Source organism: Pseudoneobacillus rhizosphaerae (assembly GCF_917563885.1).
Lineage (GTDB): Bacteria > Bacillota > Bacilli > Bacillales > Cytobacillaceae > Pseudoneobacillus > Pseudoneobacillus rhizosphaerae.
The window spans coordinates 219,789-238,064 of the sequence record NZ_CAKJTG010000003.1; the positions used below are offsets into that span (position 1 = coordinate 219,789).

The window sequence follows — 18,276 nt, forward strand, 5'->3', positions numbered from 1 at the left end:
AAAAATCTAGGGGGTTCATATGAACGACATTCAAGAAAGAATTGAAAGACATATAGACTTATTGAGTGAATTTACTGCAACACCAGGGAAAGGCACTACTAGACTTACTTACAGTAAAGAAGATTTTCAAGCACGTAAATATATAAAAGAAACGATGAAGGAATACGGTTTAACAGTTCGCGAAGACGGTTTCGGTAATATCTTCGGCAAGCTGGAAGGTTCGATAAAGGATGCGCCTAGCGTCCTAATCGGTTCCCATTTTGACTCAGTTCCAAACGGAGGCTCCTATGATGGACCCACCGGTGTGGTTGCAGCACTTGAAGTGGCAGCTCTTTTTTCAAAAAATCAATTAACACCCAAATACCCATTAGAAGTCATTGCCCTTGTGGAAGAAGAGGGATCAAGATTTGGTGGTGGACTAATGGGTTCTAGAGGAATTGTTGGAACCCTTAGCGAGGAAGACTTTTTCAATCTAAGAGATAAAGATGGTATTTCTACTGTTGAAGCCATGACCCAAATTGGGCTAGACCCAACGCTTCCAAAAGTAAGAGATTCAAAAATGCTTAAGGCATTCCTTGAATTACACATCGAGCAAGGGCCAATTCTAGAAGAACAAAACATTCCAATTGGGGTAGTAGAAGCTATTGTTGGTTTAACTCAGTTAGAAGTAATCGTAACGGGTCAAGCAGGTCATGCCGGTACGACTCCGATGGACAAAAGATCAGATGCACTCGTGACGGCTGCCAGAATTATTGGTCAATTACCGGATCTAGCCATTGGTAAAGGGGAAGGCACGGTTATCACAACAGGTCGACTTCAGGTTTTTCCAAACGGGGCAAATGTCATTCCAGATAAAACCGTATTTTCCGTAGACATTCGATCTGGAAAGGAAGAAAACGTCCTTCAAGTCATAGAGGATGTGAAAAAATTAGTAGATTCCTTTAATGGCAATGGAATTCAAACCTCCATTGAACAGCAATTATATATTCAACCTAAAAAGATGAATCAAGATATTATTACGTTGTTAAAGGAAAAGAGTGGTCATTTTAACATTCCATCCTGTTCCATTAACAGTGGAGCAGGTCATGACGCAATGGTCTTTTCTGATTTTACCAATGTTGGAATGCTATTCATTCCAAGTAAGAATGGTCTAAGTCATTGTCCTGAAGAATGGTCAGATTCACTTCATATTGCCAATGCTGTACAAATTTTATTTGAGACAGCTAAGCAGTTAACGGAGGCAGAGTAAATGATTCAAACTGAAATGAAAGAAATCATTCATTCAAAAATAAAAGAGGTCATCCAAACCAATAGTGAGGAACTAACTGAAATACGTAGAAAACTCCATAGTGAGCCTGAATTATCTTGGGAAGAAGAACAAACAACCGCGTTCGTTTGTCAGTATCTGAGCGACTTAGGGGTTTCTTATCGAAGAACAGAACCAACGGGTGTAATTGCGACGATTATAGGTGGAAGGTCAGGCAAAACTGTCGCTTTACGAGCGGATATGGACGCTTTACCTGTTGAAGAGCTGAATACAGATTTATCGTATGCATCGAAGGAAACAGGGAAAATGCACGCGTGTGGCCATGATGCTCATACGGCAATGCTGTTAACTGCAGCCAAAGCATTAAACGAGATCAAGGATGAATTGCCTGGAAATGTAAGGCTGATTTTTCAACCAGCTGAGGAACTAGCTCAAGGGGCAAAAGAAATGGTTAAGCAGGGAGCAATGGAAGATGTCGATAACGTTTTCGGAATCCACATCTGGTCACAGATGCCGACACAGAAAGTTTCCTGTACACCAGGACCATCCTTTGCCTCAGCGGATTTATTTAAAGTAACCTTTAAAGGCAAAGGCGGGCACGGCGCGATGCCACATGATTGTATTGATGCAGCTATTGTGGCTTCCTCATTTGTCATGAATGTGCAAACTGTAGTCTCAAGGACAGTGGATGCTCAACATCCGTCGGTTTTAACAGTTGGAAAAATGGTCGTTGGAACACGCTTCAATGTGATTGCCGAAAATGCGGTAATTGAAGGAACAGTCCGCTGTTTTAACCCTGAAACGAGGGACCATATCGAAACACAACTTCAGCATTACGCTGAGCAAGTAGCTGCTATATATGGTGCCACTGCAGAGGTGGAATACATTCGTGGAACACAAGCGGTTATCAATGAGAAAGATAGCGCTAAATTAGTGCAACAGGTAGCTTCGGCAGCATTTGGAGCAGATGCCTTGTATCACGAAAAGCCAACAATGGGAGCGGAAGATTTTAGCTTCTATTTAGATAAAGCACCTGGCAGCTTCGCGTTAGTCGGAAGCGGAAATCCTGAGAAGGACACCGAATGGGCGCATCACCATGGCAAATTTAATATTGATGAAGATGCGCTAGCAACTGGGGCGGAATTATACGCTCAATATGCTTGGGGTTATTTGAATCAGTGATTGTGTTGTTACCTCTCCCTTTTATGGGAGAGGTTTTTTGTGGTTTCTATAATTAGGTAGTATCATGATGATAGAAACTAACGAAAATTAGCTACTTAATTAAAAGGAGAAATGACGATGACTAAAGAACTGTGGATTAATCTACCAGTTAAAGATATTGCAAGATCTAAAGAATTTTTCACGAAACTTGGTTTTAGTTTCCATCCACGACATCAAGATAGTCATGAAGCAGCAGGCTTAATAATTGGTGAAAAAAATGTAATGGTTATGCTCTTTCTAGAGTCCACCTTTAAAAAATTTACGAAAAATGAAATATCCGATACGACGCAAGCTACTGAAGTGCTATTTTCAATCGATGGAGAAAGCAGAGAAGAGGTAGATGAATTGATTAAGAAGGCAATTGATGCAGGAGGAACTGTTTATAGCGAGCCTGGGGAACGGGATGGCTGGATGTACGGGGCAGGTTTCTCTGATTTAGATGGACATCGATGGAATGTGTTATATATGGATATGGCGAAAATGCCTAGTTGAAAAAATGCGGTCCACTCTTAAATAAGAGGACCGCATTTTTTTAGGTAACACTCATAACTCATTCTTTATTTTTGCGTACGTTTTCAAGCTAAACGCTTTAAACGGTGTTTCAACGAGTGGTTCAAAATTTTTAACAGCTGTTTCTGCAAATCGTAAAGCTTTTTTACGATCACCTAGTTCAAGATAGGATAGAGCCTTATATGAATCCAAAACAAAAAAGATGGATAAATCAAATGGATGGTGGAGTGGAGGAACCACGACTTTGTTAAGAAACTGAAGAGCCTCTTCGTATCGACCTAAATAATAATATACTCTTCCTTTTCCAAGATAAAGCCAAGGCTCGTAGGCTTCCATTTGTTTTGTAAATAAATGATCAATTTCCTCAAGAGCTTTTTTGTATTCACGTTTCTCAGAAATGAGTGCCATGAAATCAAGCACCTTACAAAACATAATAGAATGTATATGGTCAGCGAATTCTCCATATTGCTGCAACTTTTTTGTATAATACTCTCTTTTATTTTCATCTTTAGTCATCATGCCCTGACACGCAGCAAGTCTATATAAATCATCTATGAGGTAAAAAATTCTTTTTTCTTTTGAAAACTGAAGAGCATTCTCCATCACATTAGTTGCTGATTCTGAATCACCGACTGCAAAATATAGAATAGCCTCATGATAATCAAGATCCAATCTTGTTATCGGATCGATATACGGATGATTGGACTCAATACTTTTCCGTTCAGTCAAAAAAATATCTAAAGCTTTCGTGTATTCATGATCGTTAAATTTACGCTTAGCCCGAAATAGGCCGATGGCTGTCCGATTGGCTGTAATATTCAGTTGATCGAACATTTGGGCAGCCTTATCCGATACATCCTGCCACTCCGGGTTCTTTTGATAGGCAAGTGAATAGCTATATAGTTCTAATAATCGAGCGACTTGATATCCTTGGGAAAAATGATTAACATGTGGCTCAATCAGTTCAACTAACTTTTTATATTTATCCTCGTCTTTTTCAGTTTGAGTATTATATATAATTTCAGCTTCCTCTAGCAGTTCAGCCAGTTCCTGTGTACTAATCTCCTCTAATAAATCGGACAATTCTACATCTAACTGCCCAGCGATATAACTTAGACTTTCCATGGATGGATTCGCTTTGTTATTTTCAATCAGGCTGAGCATCCCTTTTGTCAGTTCTGTTCCAGCAAGTGTTTCGAGTGTCATCTTTTTTTGCTTCCTTAATTTACGTATACGTTCGCCTAGCATATCGATAGGAACACTCCTTATTAGTGGATAGTTTAATTATATTAAACTTTCACTTGAAAAGAAAGAGGGGATTATGATATGATTTGTTTAATTAAATTAAACTTTTTTTCAGGAGTGGTGGTTAAGGATGGATGAAAGCTTAAAGTTTAAAAAAGCAACATATCACCTCTATACATTTATGGTTAGTAAACTGATATCTACTTTTGGGTCACAGGTATATGCATTCGCCATTAGTTTCTATATTTTACAATTGACTGGTTCAGCTTCGAGTTTTGCCACGAATCTCATATGCAACATATTACCTCGTACCCTAATTGCACCTTTTGTGGGAGCAATTGCGGATAAGTACTCCAAAAGAATGATTGTGATTACTGCACAAATCGCAACTACTTTGACTATAGGTGGCCTTCTAGTGGTCACATTAACCTCTGGCCTGTCACTTGTTTCGATCTACGCAACTACTTGTATTTTGTCCATTTCATCAACATTCTCTGGAGTAACATTTACTGCTTCCATAACAGGGTTGATTGATAAGGAAAGAATCCAAAAAGCGATGTCACTGAACCAAATGTCGATTTCATTTGCCGCAGTTGCGAGTCCAGCAGTTGGAGGTCTATTATATGGAACAGTGTCAATTCCAGTATTCCTCATCATTTACATGGTAGCATCGAGTGTAGCTGTTATCCTTGAATCAACGATGAATTTCAGGTTGTTTGCCAACCAGAAACAAGTGGTTGAGGACGGCGAAGCTAAAGAAACAATGTTTCAAAGTATAAAGGCAGGAATACGATATTTAAAATTACAGCCTATCATCTTAACGATGATGTGGATTGGTTTATTAATTAATTTCTTATTTGGAGCTTTTGAAGTTGGTTATTCTTATATCTTGATAGATAAGTTGAAAATGGAATCCCAACATTTCGGTTTCACCCAAGGGGCTTTTTCAATCGGAATGCTGTTAATGTCGGTTTATTTTTCAGTACGGAAGGAAGTTAGATTTCCACTCCTTATCTCAAAGCGAGGAATTCTGGGAATGGCTGTACTTATGGGTGGAGTTGCCTTACCTCTACTAAACTCCTTGTCTTACGGTTTAGTGTTTGCCTACTACATGACGCTAATGTTCTGTTTCGGATTGATGATTATCGTTATCAATACTCCGTTGCAAGTCATGTTGCAAAAGACGATTGATGATGATTATAAAGGGCGTGTTTTTTCCATTATTGAGACGATGTCAATGGCACTTATGCCATTAGGAATGGTACTCTACGGTTTTCTTTATGATATTTTCCCTGGGCAATGGATCCTACTGCTGTCGGCTGCTTTACTCATTGTTGTAGTCCTGATCCTTGCCAGACCATCAGTTTTGCGAAAGGTTCATCCTGAATTAGAGGTGGGTAAAGGTGTGAAGGCAGAAGCTGGGGCTGTTTCGTAGTAAGGTTGAAGCCCGCGAACAGTGAAAAAGGGGCAGAGCGGTCGCCAAGGAAGGTTCTTGGAGCCCGCGAACAGAGAAAAAGAGGGGTAACGGTCGCCAAGGAAGGTTCTTGGAGCCCGCGAACAGAGAAAAAGAGGGGTAACGGTCGCCAAGGAAGGTTCTTGGAGCCCGCGAACGGCGAAAAAGAGGGATATCGGTCGCCAAGTAAGGTTCTTGGAGCCCGCGAACAGAGAAAAAGAGGCGGAGCGAAAATAGACGAAAAAGCGAACAGTACATTAGCACTGTTCGCTTTTTCGTTGCAACTAAGACGTTGACTAACACAAAACTAGTCAATCCCTTTAATATCCAAAATCTCCCGAATATCCTCTTCCGTCAGCACAAGCGAACCTCTGTCCCTAGGATCAATAATCTCTTCCACAAGATGCCTCTTTTTCTCCTGCAGCTCATTCATTTTCTCTTCAATAGTACCGCGAGCAACAAGCTTGATTACTTGAACAACCTTAGTCTGACCCATGCGATGGGCGCGGTCTGCTGCCTGTTCCTCAACAGCGGGATTCCACCAAAGATCATACAGAATAACCGTATCAGCCCCAGTTAAATTCAGGCCAGTTCCACCAGCTTTTAAGGAAATCAGAAATAGGTCACGCTCACCTTCATTAAAACGCTCGCAAAGCTCAACCCGTTCCTCAGAAGGGGTTTGTCCATCTAGATAGAAAAACGGCAATCCAGCTCCAGTTAACTCTCTCCCAATCAATCCAAGCATCTTAGTAAACTGTGAGAAAATCAACACTCGTCTACCAGAAATCCGAGATTCCTCGATAATCTGTTTCAACTGCTCAAATTTTGCCGAGCTACCATTATAACCATCGATGAATAGAGAAGGATGACAACAAATTTGGCGTAATCGCGTCAAACCCGCAAGAATCCTAATACGATTCTTCTGAATGGTATCCTTGTCTAAATGCTTCAAGGTATCTTCACGAAGCTTTGCCAAATAAGCGGCATACAGTTTCTTTTGGTCTGGAAGTAAATCAACCAAATCCAACGATTCAATTTTTTCAGGAAGCTCTCCGAGTACGTCCTCCTTTAACCTACGAAGCAAGAATGGTCGAACACGGCGGGCAACCTTAGCCGTAGTTAAATGACTAAACTCCTTTAAACCTAGAAAAAGGTCAGGGAAGACGACGTGAAAGATGGACCAAAGCTCCTCCACGGAGTTCTCTACAGGTGTACCTGTCAAAGCAAAGCGGTGATTGGCCTTTACCCTTTTCACTGCCCGAGCAGTTTGGGTCAATGGATTCTTAAAGGCTTGTGCCTCATCATAAAACACAGTATGGAAGTCTTGTTTTTCAAACCACTTTAAATCCCTACGTAACAAGGGGTAAGAAGTAATAATGACATCCATAACATCTATTTCCTTAAATAACTTAAGCCTTTCCTCCTTGGAGCCATCCATGACAATCGCTTGTACCTCTGGGGCAAACTTCATCAGTTCATTCAGCCAGTTATATGTCAAAGAGGATGGGCAAACGATTAGGACAGGCTGCTTTTTTTCCCGAATAGCAGCAAGCTCTGAGACAATAAACGCAATGCTTTGCAACGTCTTGCCAAGTCCCATATCATCTGCTAGAATGCCACCGAATCCATAGCTAGCTAAAGTTTTCAGCCATTTATAACCCTTTATTTGATAATCTCGTAAAATAGGAGCAAGGCTACTGGGAACCTCGAAAGTCAACCGTTCAGGATGGTAAAAGCTATCCAAGAATTCTCGGAAACTTTCTTCAAATTGAAAGGTCTGCTCCTGATCCACCGTATCGAGTAGCTGAAGCCCCCTTACAATAGGAACATTTAAGCCACTTTCCCAATCCTCTTCTTGGACTGGCACAGCTTTTAGAAAACGCTGAATCTCTTCAAATTCCCTCGTTTCTAGTGAAAGCAACGCTCCATTCCGCAAGCGATAATATTTCCGTTTTTCTTCTATTGCTTGGAGAATTTCCTTTATTTGATTGTCACGAATTCCATCCATCTCAAATTTAAATTCTAGCCAGTTTGTTCGTTCCTTTTGAACCTTCACTCGAATTTTAGGACGTGCATTTTCTCTAAATATCCGATTTCTAACAGCTGTCGTAGCATAAACTTGGACCAGTTTTTGCAATTTGGGTACAACATGATACAAGAACTCATACTCCAGTTCTTCATTATGTAAAAAATACCCGCCATCTGTTTTCGCAAACATACTAGCATCCATTAGTTGTAGGATTTCAGCCTCTTTCACCACATCTCTAATGATGGCTGTACTTGATTTCGTTTCACTTTCATCTAAAGGGTTAATCACAGTATTCTCATATTGAAAATCAAGCCCTGCAAGCAACCGATTTTTGACGCGATCTAAATAAAGCTTCGCAACAAGAGGGGTTTTATTTAACTTCATGGATAAGGAATGAGCTATCTTCACATGGCCCAATTTTTTTAACTTAGGCAGTACCTTTTCTAAAAATAAATCAATCTGTTCTTCACCAATTGGAATGATGTCAGTACTAGAAGTCTTCAGCATTTGCTTAAGCTCTAGAAGTCGTTCACCATCATCTTTTTTCATCTGGAAGAACGAGCTGCCTAATAAAACAGCCCCATACGAATCTAATATCAATAACTGATTCAATCCCTTAATCTTCAATTGATAGCTAGCATCCTTCGTTTCGCTCATTTCAAATTGTAAAGGAAGGGCTTCATCCGAAAAGTAAATCTGATTAAATGTTTTCTCAGCATATTTTAGCTTCACTATAGGTGCTTGCTTAACGTATGGTACAAGTCTATCCCATGAAGAAGGAGGGATGAGTAAAAATTCCTTAGTGTTTGAGATGTCCGAATAAGCATTCAAATACATTTTTTCATCGTGAATGACATGAATCAATTGTTTAAGAATCGCATCTGTTTCGTTCAAGAAGCAATAGCGGTTAGGCTCGTATGAAAAATCTTTTGAAAGAAAGCTCTTATTACCTTCTTTTACTTGTTCAAGGAAGGTGCGAATATCGGCTACTTTCAATGGACCAATTTTTATTTCCACTCCGATTAAGTACTGATTATTTTGCATTCGAACAGGTTGGAAAATAAACTCAGCATCAAGGACTTCCCGATTTTCAAAGTGAAGCTGATGTCCACTTGAACGTGTCGGTTTATCATTAAATAGAGTTAACAAACCATCTGTTAGCGTAGGTAAGGTAACCTTGTCATTAAATATTTCATTAGGAAATGTACCAAGTCTTTGATGCTCGTAAATGGACAATAAGACGGCTGCAATATGTTGGCAATCCTTTTGAAAGGAAGCTAGTTTCGGACAGCTGCATTTCGTAAGTAGATCATCGTGCGCATCCTGTTCTACCGTTACCTCAAAATCCTCGTTACCCATAACCGTTGCAACGCAACTATGGGGACTATATTGTTGAAAATGAACTTTATTAGCTCGATAAAAAGAGTCTCCTCGTTTGAAGGAGACTATGCCGCACATTTCTTGAATCATTTTTAAAGTTAATTTTATATTCAAATGCTTTCTCCTTCTGAAAAAAGTTTTCTATCTTATCTAGTAAATCCATTTTGCAGCTGAAAATTTATCTAATGCATATATAATTTTAACACATTTATTATTTTTCCCGTAGAATCCCTTATTTTTAAATAATAAAAAAGGTTTAAAGTATTATTTAAATATTATAAGTTAGTATATCAAAAATTCTGTGAAGGTAATATTAATCAAAAGGGACCTAAACGTGTATAGATAAAAAATCCTTTTCAAACAATACCATAGAAAAGGTGGTGCAAGATGGAAAAAGATAAACTTAGCTTAGTAAAAGAACAATCTAACGAAGCGAAGGATGAAACAAATTCAGGTGTCCTCAATGTTGATGTAGCAGAGCTCGAAATGATTAGTTCGACCATTCAACCAGGAGGAGATCCTAATATCTCACCTACCGCTGGAAAGCCTTTAATTTAATCTATGCCCTCAGAAAAAAGTGTCAGGCATCCCAGATGGACATTTGTCCTTCTCCTCTTGCCTGACACATTTTTTATTTTTATTAAATTGCTCTCCTAAACAGAGTTTTAAAGCACACCACTCAACGGCTTCAAACTAAAATAGTCCAAAGTTTGATTAACATAGTCGATATCATAGATTTTCTTTTCAAGACAGAATTGAATAATTAAATCGGTCGTGTCACTGTCCGACAAAGAGTAACCAGCCGAGCTCAAAAGCTTATTCGTATCCTTTTTATTAAGCTCAAGGGCTAAGGCAAGAGCCATTATAGTATTTTTGCCTGGACGATAATTTGAGTTGGAACGAATTTTTGAAAAATGTTTGCGATCAAGCCCTGCTTTTTTGTATACCTCTGAATCACTTGACGCCTTCTTATCGATAAAATCAAACAATACCTTTTGCAAGGTCGGTTTACGGTTTATTTTGATAAAATCTTCTATTTCACTCTGTTGTACACTTTCAGATAGGTTGTACTCGATAAAATCAGAAGCTTCCTTAATGTCCGATTTCACCATTCTATGTAAATGAATATCTAAAAACTCCTGTAGTTCCACTAGCATCCTTTTATCAAGCATACGTTTACCTCCTGAAAATGTCGCTTCACAGGCGACCAAATAATGGATGAACTTTATTATGATTATAGCATGATGAACCTTAGGAGGATGAGGAGAATGAATACGAATATAACTGAAATTATTTTTCTTTTAGATCGCAGTGGATCAATGGCAGGACTTGAGAGTGACACAATCGGTGGGTTTAATGCTTTTATCAAAAAACAATGCCAACTAGACGGGGAAACGATGGTAACAGCAGTCCAGTTTGACGACCAGTATGAAGTAATTTGGAACGGCATCGATGCAAAAAATGTTAGGTTAACTGACAAGCAGTATTTTGTAAGAGGTTCTACCGCCTTACTAGACGCAGTCGGGAAGACGATTTTAGATGTTGGTCACAGGCTGTCTAATAGCAATGAAGACCAAAAACCTGGCAAGGTCATATTCGTCATCACTACAGATGGCATGGAAAATGCGAGTCGTGAATTTACCTATGAAAAGGTTAATGAACTAATCAAACATCAGCAAGAGAAGTATAATTGGGAGTTTATTTTCATGGGAGCAAATATTGATGCCGCGAAGGAAGCAAGCATTCTTGGCATAGACATGGAAAATGCCTATAGCTTTGAGGCTTCCGAGAATGGTGTGGAGGTTATGTACAACGTGATTTGTGAGGCGGTATCGGAGAAAAGAATGAAGTAACTTTTTAGGTAGTCCAAACAACAAAAGAGGCAGACACCGTTGGACGTTAATAACGATCTAAAGACAATCACCGTCTTAACTAATAGAATCCCTCCTCTTATTTATTTGAGGAGGGAACATAGTTATAAATTAAAACTAAGAAATGAAAAATAAACCATAAATGCAGGGATCCCAGGCGTTTTCTTTTATTCAAGTATTTGATTAGCCATATTAACTATTTCCTTTTTGTGTTGTTGTTCAGAAATAGCATCATTCACGTAGACGATAGTATATGAATAACCTTTACTTTGAAAATTTAACATTTTCTCATAGTAATATCCTGTAACCTCGTTAATTAAGTTTATTTTTTCTGCTTCTTGACTAATTTCTAAAAATTCATGATTGAACCCACTTATTTTTAAAAGAATCTTATCCTCGTTATTTTTTGAATTAGTAATAAATTCGGCAGATACAATTTTACCGTTATAAGAGTAATCATAAATCATAGGCGGTTGAAAAGGCTTTGCATTAAAAGGTAAATTTTTAGGTAATTTCATTTTAAAAGGTAGCGCATTTAGTCCATCCTTAAGAGATGGTGCTTTATAGGAAATAGGTATGCCTTGATCTTCAGATCCTTCTTCGAGTTTTTCTAATTTAGATGTATCTAATTTTACGGTTTTAGGGTTTTGACACCCCAATAGTAAAAGCAATATTATTACAGTTATCGAAAATATTTTACTCACAAATAACTCCCCCTAAAATGATTTCTACTTATTGACGAATACCAATCTGAAAAGTTTCAAAGATAACTCCATTTTTAAGGTTGATCAATTATTAATTTAAATGTTTATCCTAATAGTTTGGGTTTTTCCTATTATTATAACTTGTTGTGAAGCTCAGCTTCATTGGGGCTAACAAAAAAATGTTATATTTACCCTTTTTTTGTTAAAATAAAGAAAGTGGAGATATATTGAAAGGGGATAAGATTCTAATGTGGATGAACTTGTAATGGTTAGAAATTGTATAGATTATTTTTTGCTCTCATAATGAGGGTTATTAGACTATCTATAATCATTCAAGGGCTGCGTTCTTTGGCTTCAAAAACCCTTTTTTAAAAGGATGGATGCCTTTTGTGTATCTACCTTTTTAGTAGGAAAATTATATCTCCTATTGACCTTACGCTCAATGGTTTGATAAAAAATCGGGTGGAAGAATAGTTAATATCACTTCAGGTCAGTTTCAAGGACCAATGCCTGGTGAACTAGCATATGCAACAACAAAGGGAGCTGTTGATGCTTTAACTATTACTTTCTCGGCGGAACTAGCCCCGTTAGGTATAACGGTGAATGCAATAAATCCAGGTCCAACTGATACTGGCTGGATGACAGAGGAAATTAAAACTCAATTAAAACCGATGTTTCCTTTTGGTAGAATAGGTGAACCAAAAGATGTTGCAAAAACGATTAAATTTCTAGTGAGTGATGAAGCAGATTGGATTACAGGTCAGATTATTCATTCAAAAGGTGGATTTAAAAGATAAACTATACAAAAAGGCTCTTATCCTGGAGCCTTTTTGTTGTATTAAATATGATTATAGGTATTAGTTTATGAACAATTGTACTTAAAAAAACGACTAATGAAATTATTTCTTACCTAAAATTATTTTAGGTAATATGCAAAACTTGTTTAAATTTGGCTAATTTTTCTTTACTAGGAGTAAGATGCAGGATAGTTGATTAAAAAATTTAGCAATACCATATAGAAAATGGACTACTAAGGTGAGGTTATTTATGGATAAATATATTACTGTTAAAGAAGTGATTGATGAGTGGGACCCAATAGGCTTACTTAGTATGGGGTGCCCTGATGATGAATATGACCCAGAAATTAAAGATATTGAGCAACTTTTAAGTAATATTGAATCTGTTGATGAATTCGCAGATGGAATACAAAAGGTATTTATTAAGTGGTTTCAGGAAGAATTGAAAATTGAAAAGTGTTATAAAACTGCTGTGAAGATATGGAATAAGTTAACTTAGCATCTTGTTTAACGAACGAGAGTATTATTTTTTGGGGGGGAAATTGTTGGAAATTATTGATGTTAGATCCATAAAAATTAGACCTATAACGATAGATGATTATAGTTTTGTATTAAATTGGAGCAGGGATAATAACTTTTGTTTGGCAAATGGATGGGAACGGAATAGAAACGAGAATGAACTAAATAAGTGGTGGCGTCATTGTGTTAATAATCAATCTGAAGATTTTATTAGGTTAGGTATAGAATTTAATGAGAAGTTAATTGGTTACGCCGACCTAGCCTATATTAAAGGTAATACTGCTGAATTAGGCATTGCTATTGGTGAAAGCACTCTTTGGGGGAAAGGACTTGGCTACACCGCAACTCTTTGTGTGATTAATTACGCATCAAAGAATATGGGAATTACAATTTTTGATGCAGAAACACATGAAAATAATTTTCGTTCAAGAAAAATGATTGAGAGAATAGGATTTAAAGAAGTTAGCAGGATTGGTTGTGAAGAATACCTAGAAATAAATAATCAATTGATACAATATAGATTATTCTTATAGATTTTTAACTAGTATGTAAAGGTATGCAACTCAACTATCCGGATGTTTAAGTTGAAAGCTGGAATTGGGACAGCAACAATTTTTTAATTGGATAGTTTTAAAAATATCAACATATGATTAAATAAATCTATAGATTTTTTAGAAGGGAGCTATCCCCCTCATGCAAAGGATAAAATTAATGATTAGAGTGTTTCTGAGTGAACCATTGTGGTTCAAGTTACTAATCTCCATAACTTTTCTTGCTTCCATCTTTTTTAGTAATTCCATTTTTTCAGATTATGCTTATTTGCAAGCTAGTTCAAAATTAGCAGCGGCTGTATTCTTTTGTGCTTACGGTATTAAATTCAGGAAAAATTTTAGATTGGCTTTAATCTTTTTTATATGTACAGTTATATGTATTTACCTATCTATCATGTCAATATTTTAAAGTTACCCAGTCATTATAGTGATTGAAAATTAGCTTCATTTAGAAAGCTGGAAACTAAAAGACATTCTTCAACTAAAGGAAGCATTAATTTCCTAAAATAAACAAGCCGAAAATAGGCAAGTTTGACTTGTTTACTTTCGGCTTTTTTTAAATTGAAGGAGTAAAGTTAACTTGTTAGTTAAAGAAGGAAATTGGTTGCAGATGTTGAAATTATCCATTTATAGCAATAATAGATTGATATAGGAGAGGACAAATTTGCTAACTAACGTGTATTTCGTAAGACACGCTCATTCAACATATACACCTGATGAATTAAATAGACCCCTATCAGAAATAGGGAAGGCTTACGCAGAAAAAATCACTCAAATTCTAAAAAAGGAAAATATAGATTATTTCATTTCAAGCCCATACAAAAGGGCAGTTCAAACAGTGGGAGGTGCCGCACATTTTTTTAGTAAAGAAGTAATAATTGAGAATGGTTTTAAGGAAAGGAAATTGTCAGAAAGTCCTGTCGAGAATTTTGATATAGCTATCACTAAGGTTTGGGCAGAACCTACATTTTCGTGGGAAGGTGGAGAGTCCAATATTATTGCTCAGAAACGTGGAGTTGAAACAACTTTAAAAATATTAGAAAAGTATGAAGGTAATAACATTGCAATTGGAACGCACGGTAATTTAATGGTTCTAATTATGAATTATTTTGATGAAAAGTATGGGTTTAATTTTTGGAGAGAACTTGATATGCCAGATATTTATAAACTAACTTTTGATGGAACGACACTAAAAGAAGTAAATCGAATCTGGAAAAGAGAGGAAACTTAAATTTATTACAGAACTTGTTTTTAAATCTATAGCTATTTTTTTCATGATTACTTGATTTTCGCTTATTTTGATTTGATCGTATTTACTACATGTTAAATGGAAGACAAAAAATATTCTTGCAGGGAACTTCTGTTATTCCCTGAATATAAAAGTAACTTGAATAAATGAGGTTGATTATTATGGCAAAAATCCTATTAACTTCTAATGGCTTCTTTACAGATTTAATCAAACAACAATTCTTACATCTATTTGAAAATCCCATAAGAGAAAAAAGGGCAACAATAATTACAACTGCATCACAACAAAAACAGCACAATAGGTTTGCAATTAAAGCAAAGGAAGATTTATTAAAGATGGGATTTTTCCAAGTTGATTTTACTGATGTTGAATATGATAGCCCTGAATTACTTGAAAATTATGATGTGATTTACATTAACGGAGGAAATCCGTTTTATTTACTATATCATTTGAGAAAAAGTGGAGCTGACTTAATCTTAAAGAAAATGGCTCAGCACAATGCTGTTTTTGTAGGAGTGAGTGCAGGAGCAGTTATTTTTGGACCGAACATTGAAATTGTAAATTTTTTCACTCCACAAATGAACAATGTAAATATGAAGGACTTAACTGCGATAGGTCTTACAGATAAAACAATTTTTCCTCATTATGATAGGGAGGATGTATTTCCAGACCACTTAGGCAGGTCAATTGAAGATAGGTTAAAATTATATGAGAGTATTAATAAATGCTCTGTTGTGAGGATCAAGGATGATGGATATTTACTTATACAATAAACTAAAGAGGATAAGATATGGAAAAAATAATGGAAATCATAAATAGCCTTATACACCAAGGTTTATTTGAAAAAGATGACATCGAAGTAAAGGGATTAAAAAGTGGTACAACAAATGGGATTTTATATACCCTATTTATTAATAAAATGCCGGTATATGTTATAAAAATAGACCAACCAAAGGTAATAACTTCAACAGAGGAATTTCTTCTTGCTTATAAAGATGTAAAACTGTTGCCAGATGTTCTTTATACTGATTCTAATAAAGAATTTATAGTCTACTCTTATATTTCTGGAGAAACTCATTTTAATCGGGGTTCTAAAATAGAATGGATGACCATCCTAATTGATCAATTATTTAATATATATCAAAAAGTCAATCAAAGCAGTTCCTGGGGTAGAGTAAACGGAATACAAAGAAAAACATGGTCGGATTTTAATCAAAGTAGTTTGGAATATGCCCAGGAAAACATTGGCGATTTTTTTTCAGCTGAGGAACATAAAAGAGTAGAGTTATTGGTTAATAAGTTGAATACACATACAGATGAAGAAGAGAAGTATTATCTTCATGGGGATGCTGGTGTTCATAATTTTGTCTATATGAACAATCAATTAAGAGGGGTAATTGACCCTTCACCCCTAATAGGTCCAAAGATTTATGATTTTACTTATGCGTTTTGCTCATCTCCAGACAGTTTAAATTTAACTACACTTTTGTCATTATTTACATTGTTAACTGTGGATGTTTCCTTTACTGAAGAAAGGCTAGTAGATGAAGTTCTTTTCCAGTTATATACACGTATTGGAGTTTGTATTAAAGTTCATCCACATGACTTAAGTGAATATATGGAAGCATGGAAAGAATGGAGAAAGTATCTACCCTCACTGCCATAAACAAATTTATAAATCAAGCAAAACAAAGGATACCGTTTTCAAACAGTATCCTTTCAAGTAAATTAAATTTCAATAATAATTGGCAAAATCATCGGTCTTCTCTTGGTATGTGTAAATAAATACTGCCCAACTGATTTTTTGATCGCTTGTTTCATTACATTCCACTGGCGGACATTCTGCTCTTGTAATTCAACGACCGTATTTTTCACAATGCGATTAACGTCCTTAAGAAGGTTTTCTGAATCTTTAACGTACACGAATCCACGAGTGACCGTATCGGGTCCTTGGATGATTCTTCGTTCTCGTTTACTAATCGTTAAAACGATAACGAGCATCCCATCCTCGGAAAGCTGTTTGCGGTCTCGAAGTACAATTTCCCCTACATCTCCGACACCCATACCATCAACATATGTATCTCCTGATGGAACCTCTCGTGTTTGACGAGCAACTGAATTTTTAATATCGACAACATCACCATTATTAATAATAAACGTATTCCCTTTTTCTACTCCAACGGATTCCGCTAGCAAACGGTGGTGGTGTAGCATTCGATATTCACCATGAATCGGAATAAAGTAGGTAGGTTTCATTAGTGTCAACATCAGCTTTAAATCCTCTTGATAACCATGCCCAGACACGTGCATTCCAGTAGTACTTCCTGAACCATAAATGACTTTGGCGCCGAGTTGAAATAAGTTGTCTATGATACGCGAAACATCTTTTTCATTACCAGGTATAGGGGAGGCGGCCATTATTACGGTATCTCCAGGATGAATCGCTACATCACGGAAATTGCCACTTGAAAGTCGAGAAAGGGCAGCCATTTGCTCACCTTGGCTTCCTGTACAAAGAATGGCTACCTTTTCAGGCGACATTTGATCGACTTCAAAAGCATCAATGATCATACCTTCAGGAACAGTCAAATAACCGCGTTCCAACGCAACGGATACGACATTCACCATGCTTCGTCCAAGCAGGGCAAGCTTACGATTTGTTTTAATGGCCGCATCGACAACTTGCTGAACCCGATTTACATTGGAAGCAAAGGTAGAAACGAAAATTTTCCCATCAGCTTTTAAAAATGCTTCTTCCATGTGGCTAGCTACCATTCGCTCTGATGGAGTTAACCCTGTTCGCTCAGCATTCGTACTTTCGGATAATAAAAGTAGTACACCTTGCTCACCAATTTGAGCCATTTTATGTATATCAGCATATTGGTTATTTGCTGGTGTTAAATCAAACTTAAAGTCTCCTGTATGGACGATATTTCCCTCTGGAGTGTGAAAAACAATACCTAAACAATCCGGAATACTATGGCTCACTTTGAAAAAAGATACTTGAACTTTGCCGAATTCAAGTTTTGAATTCGAATCAACAATAATAAGCTCAGTATCGCGTTTTAGGCGATGTTCATCTAGTTTTATTTCAATTAAGCCTAATGTGAAATTGGTTGCATAGATAGGTATGTTTAACTTTTTTAAAAAATATGGAATCCCACCAATATGATCTTCGTGACCATGGGTGACTAGTAACGCTCGAATTTTGTCCTGGTTCTCTTCTAAGTATGTGATATCAGGAATAATCAAATCAATTCCTAACAAACTTTCATCAGGAAATTTACCTCCACAATCAATAATAAAAATATCGTCTGAGTATTGGATCACGTACATGTTTTTGCCAATTTCATTTATGCCACCTAAGGCAAAAATGGATAAAGTTTTCTCATTCATACCCAAATTCCTTCCTCCCACTTACAAAAAGATATCATTAGTATTCCCTTTTGATATATCATTATTTGTTTATGTTTACGAAAG

Annotated in this window: 16 protein-coding genes and 1 pseudogene; 12 read left to right on the top strand and 5 right to left on the bottom strand. The window is 36.8% G+C overall.

Going from position 1 to position 18,276, the window contains the following annotated elements; all coding sequences use genetic code 11:
- Positions 1-19 precede the first annotated feature (19 nt).
- The 3 genes from LRP83_RS03510 (at position 20) to LRP83_RS03520 (ending at position 2,980) form a co-directional block, all read left to right on the top strand.
- Positions 20-1,249 (top strand): Zn-dependent hydrolase, encoded by a 1,230-nt coding sequence (locus tag LRP83_RS03510; protein ID WP_230495283.1) that lies wholly within the window; start codon positions 20-22, stop codon positions 1,247-1,249.
- Positions 1,250-2,449 (top strand): M20 family metallopeptidase, encoded by a 1,200-nt coding sequence (locus tag LRP83_RS03515; protein ID WP_230495284.1) that lies wholly within the window; start codon positions 1,250-1,252, stop codon positions 2,447-2,449.
- Between the two features lie 117 nt (positions 2,450-2,566).
- Positions 2,567-2,980 carry a VOC family protein gene (locus tag LRP83_RS03520; RefSeq protein WP_230495285.1) on the top strand — a complete coding sequence of 138 codons (414 nt, stop codon included), beginning with the start codon at positions 2,567-2,569 and terminating at the stop codon, positions 2,978-2,980.
- A 51-nt stretch (positions 2,981-3,031) separates the two neighbouring features.
- Here the strand turns inward: LRP83_RS03520 and LRP83_RS03525 are convergent, their stop codons facing one another.
- Positions 3,032-4,246, bottom strand: coding sequence for a helix-turn-helix transcriptional regulator (locus tag LRP83_RS03525; protein WP_290369484.1), 1,215 nt, complete (start codon positions 4,244-4,246; stop codon positions 3,032-3,034).
- A gap of 127 nt (positions 4,247-4,373) precedes the next feature.
- Here LRP83_RS03525 and LRP83_RS03530 point away from each other — a divergent pair, with 127 nt between their 5' ends.
- Positions 4,374-5,678 (top strand): MFS transporter, encoded by a 1,305-nt coding sequence (locus tag LRP83_RS03530; protein ID WP_230495287.1) that lies wholly within the window; start codon positions 4,374-4,376, stop codon positions 5,676-5,678.
- A 325-nt stretch (positions 5,679-6,003) separates the two neighbouring features.
- Here LRP83_RS03530 and LRP83_RS03535 read toward each other — a convergent pair whose 3' ends face one another.
- Positions 6,004-9,219 carry a DEAD/DEAH box helicase gene (locus tag LRP83_RS03535; RefSeq protein ID WP_230495288.1) on the bottom strand — a complete coding sequence of 1,072 codons (3,216 nt, stop codon included), beginning with the start codon at positions 9,217-9,219 and terminating at the stop codon, positions 6,004-6,006.
- A 273-nt stretch (positions 9,220-9,492) separates the two neighbouring features.
- On the opposite strand from LRP83_RS03535, the gene LRP83_RS03540 reads away from it, so the two are divergent.
- The gene (locus LRP83_RS03540) at positions 9,493-9,663 is read left to right on the top strand and encodes a hypothetical protein (protein WP_230495289.1); all 171 of its coding nucleotides are present in this window, start codon (positions 9,493-9,495) and stop codon (positions 9,661-9,663) included.
- Positions 9,664-9,770: 107 nt separating this feature from the next.
- Here LRP83_RS03540 and LRP83_RS03545 read toward each other — a convergent pair whose 3' ends face one another.
- Positions 9,771-10,277 (bottom strand): hypothetical protein, encoded by a 507-nt coding sequence (locus tag LRP83_RS03545; protein ID WP_230495290.1) that lies wholly within the window; start codon positions 10,275-10,277, stop codon positions 9,771-9,773.
- Positions 10,278-10,373: 96 nt separating this feature from the next.
- Between LRP83_RS03545 and LRP83_RS03550 the strand changes: the two genes are divergently transcribed.
- A complete protein-coding gene (locus LRP83_RS03550) occupies positions 10,374-10,958 on the top strand; it encodes a vWA domain-containing protein (protein ID WP_230495291.1) in 585 nt (194 codons plus the stop codon).
- Positions 10,959-11,143: 185 nt separating this feature from the next.
- Here LRP83_RS03550 and LRP83_RS03555 read toward each other — a convergent pair whose 3' ends face one another.
- Entirely contained in the window at positions 11,144-11,680 is a 537-nt protein-coding gene (locus LRP83_RS03555; RefSeq protein ID WP_230495292.1) for a hypothetical protein, read from the bottom strand.
- A gap of 434 nt (positions 11,681-12,114) precedes the next feature.
- On the opposite strand from LRP83_RS03555, the pseudogene LRP83_RS03560 reads away from it, so the two are divergent.
- The 6 genes and pseudogenes from LRP83_RS03560 to LRP83_RS03585 form a co-directional block, all read left to right on the top strand.
- A pseudogene (locus LRP83_RS03560) lies at positions 12,115-12,477 on the top strand (SDR family oxidoreductase); the annotation flags it as partial.
- Between the two features lie 250 nt (positions 12,478-12,727).
- The gene (locus LRP83_RS03565; protein ID WP_230495293.1) at positions 12,728-12,976 is read left to right on the top strand and encodes a DUF1871 family protein; all 249 of its coding nucleotides are present in this window, start codon (positions 12,728-12,730) and stop codon (positions 12,974-12,976) included.
- 46 nt (positions 12,977-13,022) lie between these two features.
- On the top strand, positions 13,023-13,529 hold the full coding sequence (locus tag LRP83_RS03570; protein WP_230495294.1) for a GNAT family N-acetyltransferase: 507 nt from the start codon (positions 13,023-13,025) through the stop codon (positions 13,527-13,529).
- A 682-nt stretch (positions 13,530-14,211) separates the two neighbouring features.
- A complete protein-coding gene (locus LRP83_RS03575; RefSeq protein ID WP_230495295.1) occupies positions 14,212-14,778 on the top strand; it encodes a histidine phosphatase family protein in 567 nt (188 codons plus the stop codon).
- Positions 14,779-14,957: 179 nt separating this feature from the next.
- On the top strand, positions 14,958-15,569 hold the full coding sequence (locus LRP83_RS03580; RefSeq protein WP_230495296.1) for a Type 1 glutamine amidotransferase-like domain-containing protein: 612 nt from the start codon (positions 14,958-14,960) through the stop codon (positions 15,567-15,569).
- 17 nt (positions 15,570-15,586) lie between these two features.
- The gene (locus LRP83_RS03585; RefSeq protein WP_230495297.1) at positions 15,587-16,462 is read left to right on the top strand and encodes a hypothetical protein; all 876 of its coding nucleotides are present in this window, start codon (positions 15,587-15,589) and stop codon (positions 16,460-16,462) included.
- Positions 16,463-16,524: 62 nt separating this feature from the next.
- Here LRP83_RS03585 and LRP83_RS03590 read toward each other — a convergent pair whose 3' ends face one another.
- The gene (locus LRP83_RS03590) at positions 16,525-18,192 is read right to left on the bottom strand and encodes a ribonuclease J (RefSeq protein WP_230495298.1); all 1,668 of its coding nucleotides are present in this window, start codon (positions 18,190-18,192) and stop codon (positions 16,525-16,527) included.
- Positions 18,193-18,276 lie beyond the last annotated feature (84 nt).

Excerpts from the sequence above, each read along its gene's own strand:
- LRP83_RS03510 (WP_230495283.1), top strand. The coding sequence starts at position 20 with ATGAACGACATTCAAGAAAGAATTGAAAGACATATAGACTTATTGAGT.
- LRP83_RS03515 (WP_230495284.1), top strand. The coding sequence starts at position 1,250 with ATGATTCAAACTGAAATGAAAGAAATCATTCATTCAAAAATAAAAGAG.
- LRP83_RS03520 (WP_230495285.1), top strand. The coding sequence starts at position 2,567 with ATGACTAAAGAACTGTGGATTAATCTACCAGTTAAAGATATTGCAAGA.
- LRP83_RS03525 (WP_290369484.1), bottom strand. The coding sequence starts at position 4,246 with ATGCTAGGCGAACGTATACGTAAATTAAGGAAGCAAAAAAAGATGACA.
- LRP83_RS03530 (WP_230495287.1), top strand. The coding sequence starts at position 4,374 with ATGGATGAAAGCTTAAAGTTTAAAAAAGCAACATATCACCTCTATACA.
- LRP83_RS03540 (WP_230495289.1), top strand. The coding sequence starts at position 9,493 with ATGGAAAAAGATAAACTTAGCTTAGTAAAAGAACAATCTAACGAAGCG.
- LRP83_RS03545 (WP_230495290.1), bottom strand. The coding sequence starts at position 10,277 with ATGCTTGATAAAAGGATGCTAGTGGAACTACAGGAGTTTTTAGATATT.
- LRP83_RS03550 (WP_230495291.1), top strand. The coding sequence starts at position 10,374 with ATGAATACGAATATAACTGAAATTATTTTTCTTTTAGATCGCAGTGGA.
- LRP83_RS03565 (WP_230495293.1), top strand. The coding sequence starts at position 12,728 with ATGGATAAATATATTACTGTTAAAGAAGTGATTGATGAGTGGGACCCA.
- LRP83_RS03580 (WP_230495296.1), top strand. The coding sequence starts at position 14,958 with ATGGCAAAAATCCTATTAACTTCTAATGGCTTCTTTACAGATTTAATC.
- LRP83_RS03585 (WP_230495297.1), top strand. The coding sequence starts at position 15,587 with ATGGAAAAAATAATGGAAATCATAAATAGCCTTATACACCAAGGTTTA.
- LRP83_RS03590 (WP_230495298.1), bottom strand. The coding sequence starts at position 18,192 with ATGAATGAGAAAACTTTATCCATTTTTGCCTTAGGTGGCATAAATGAA.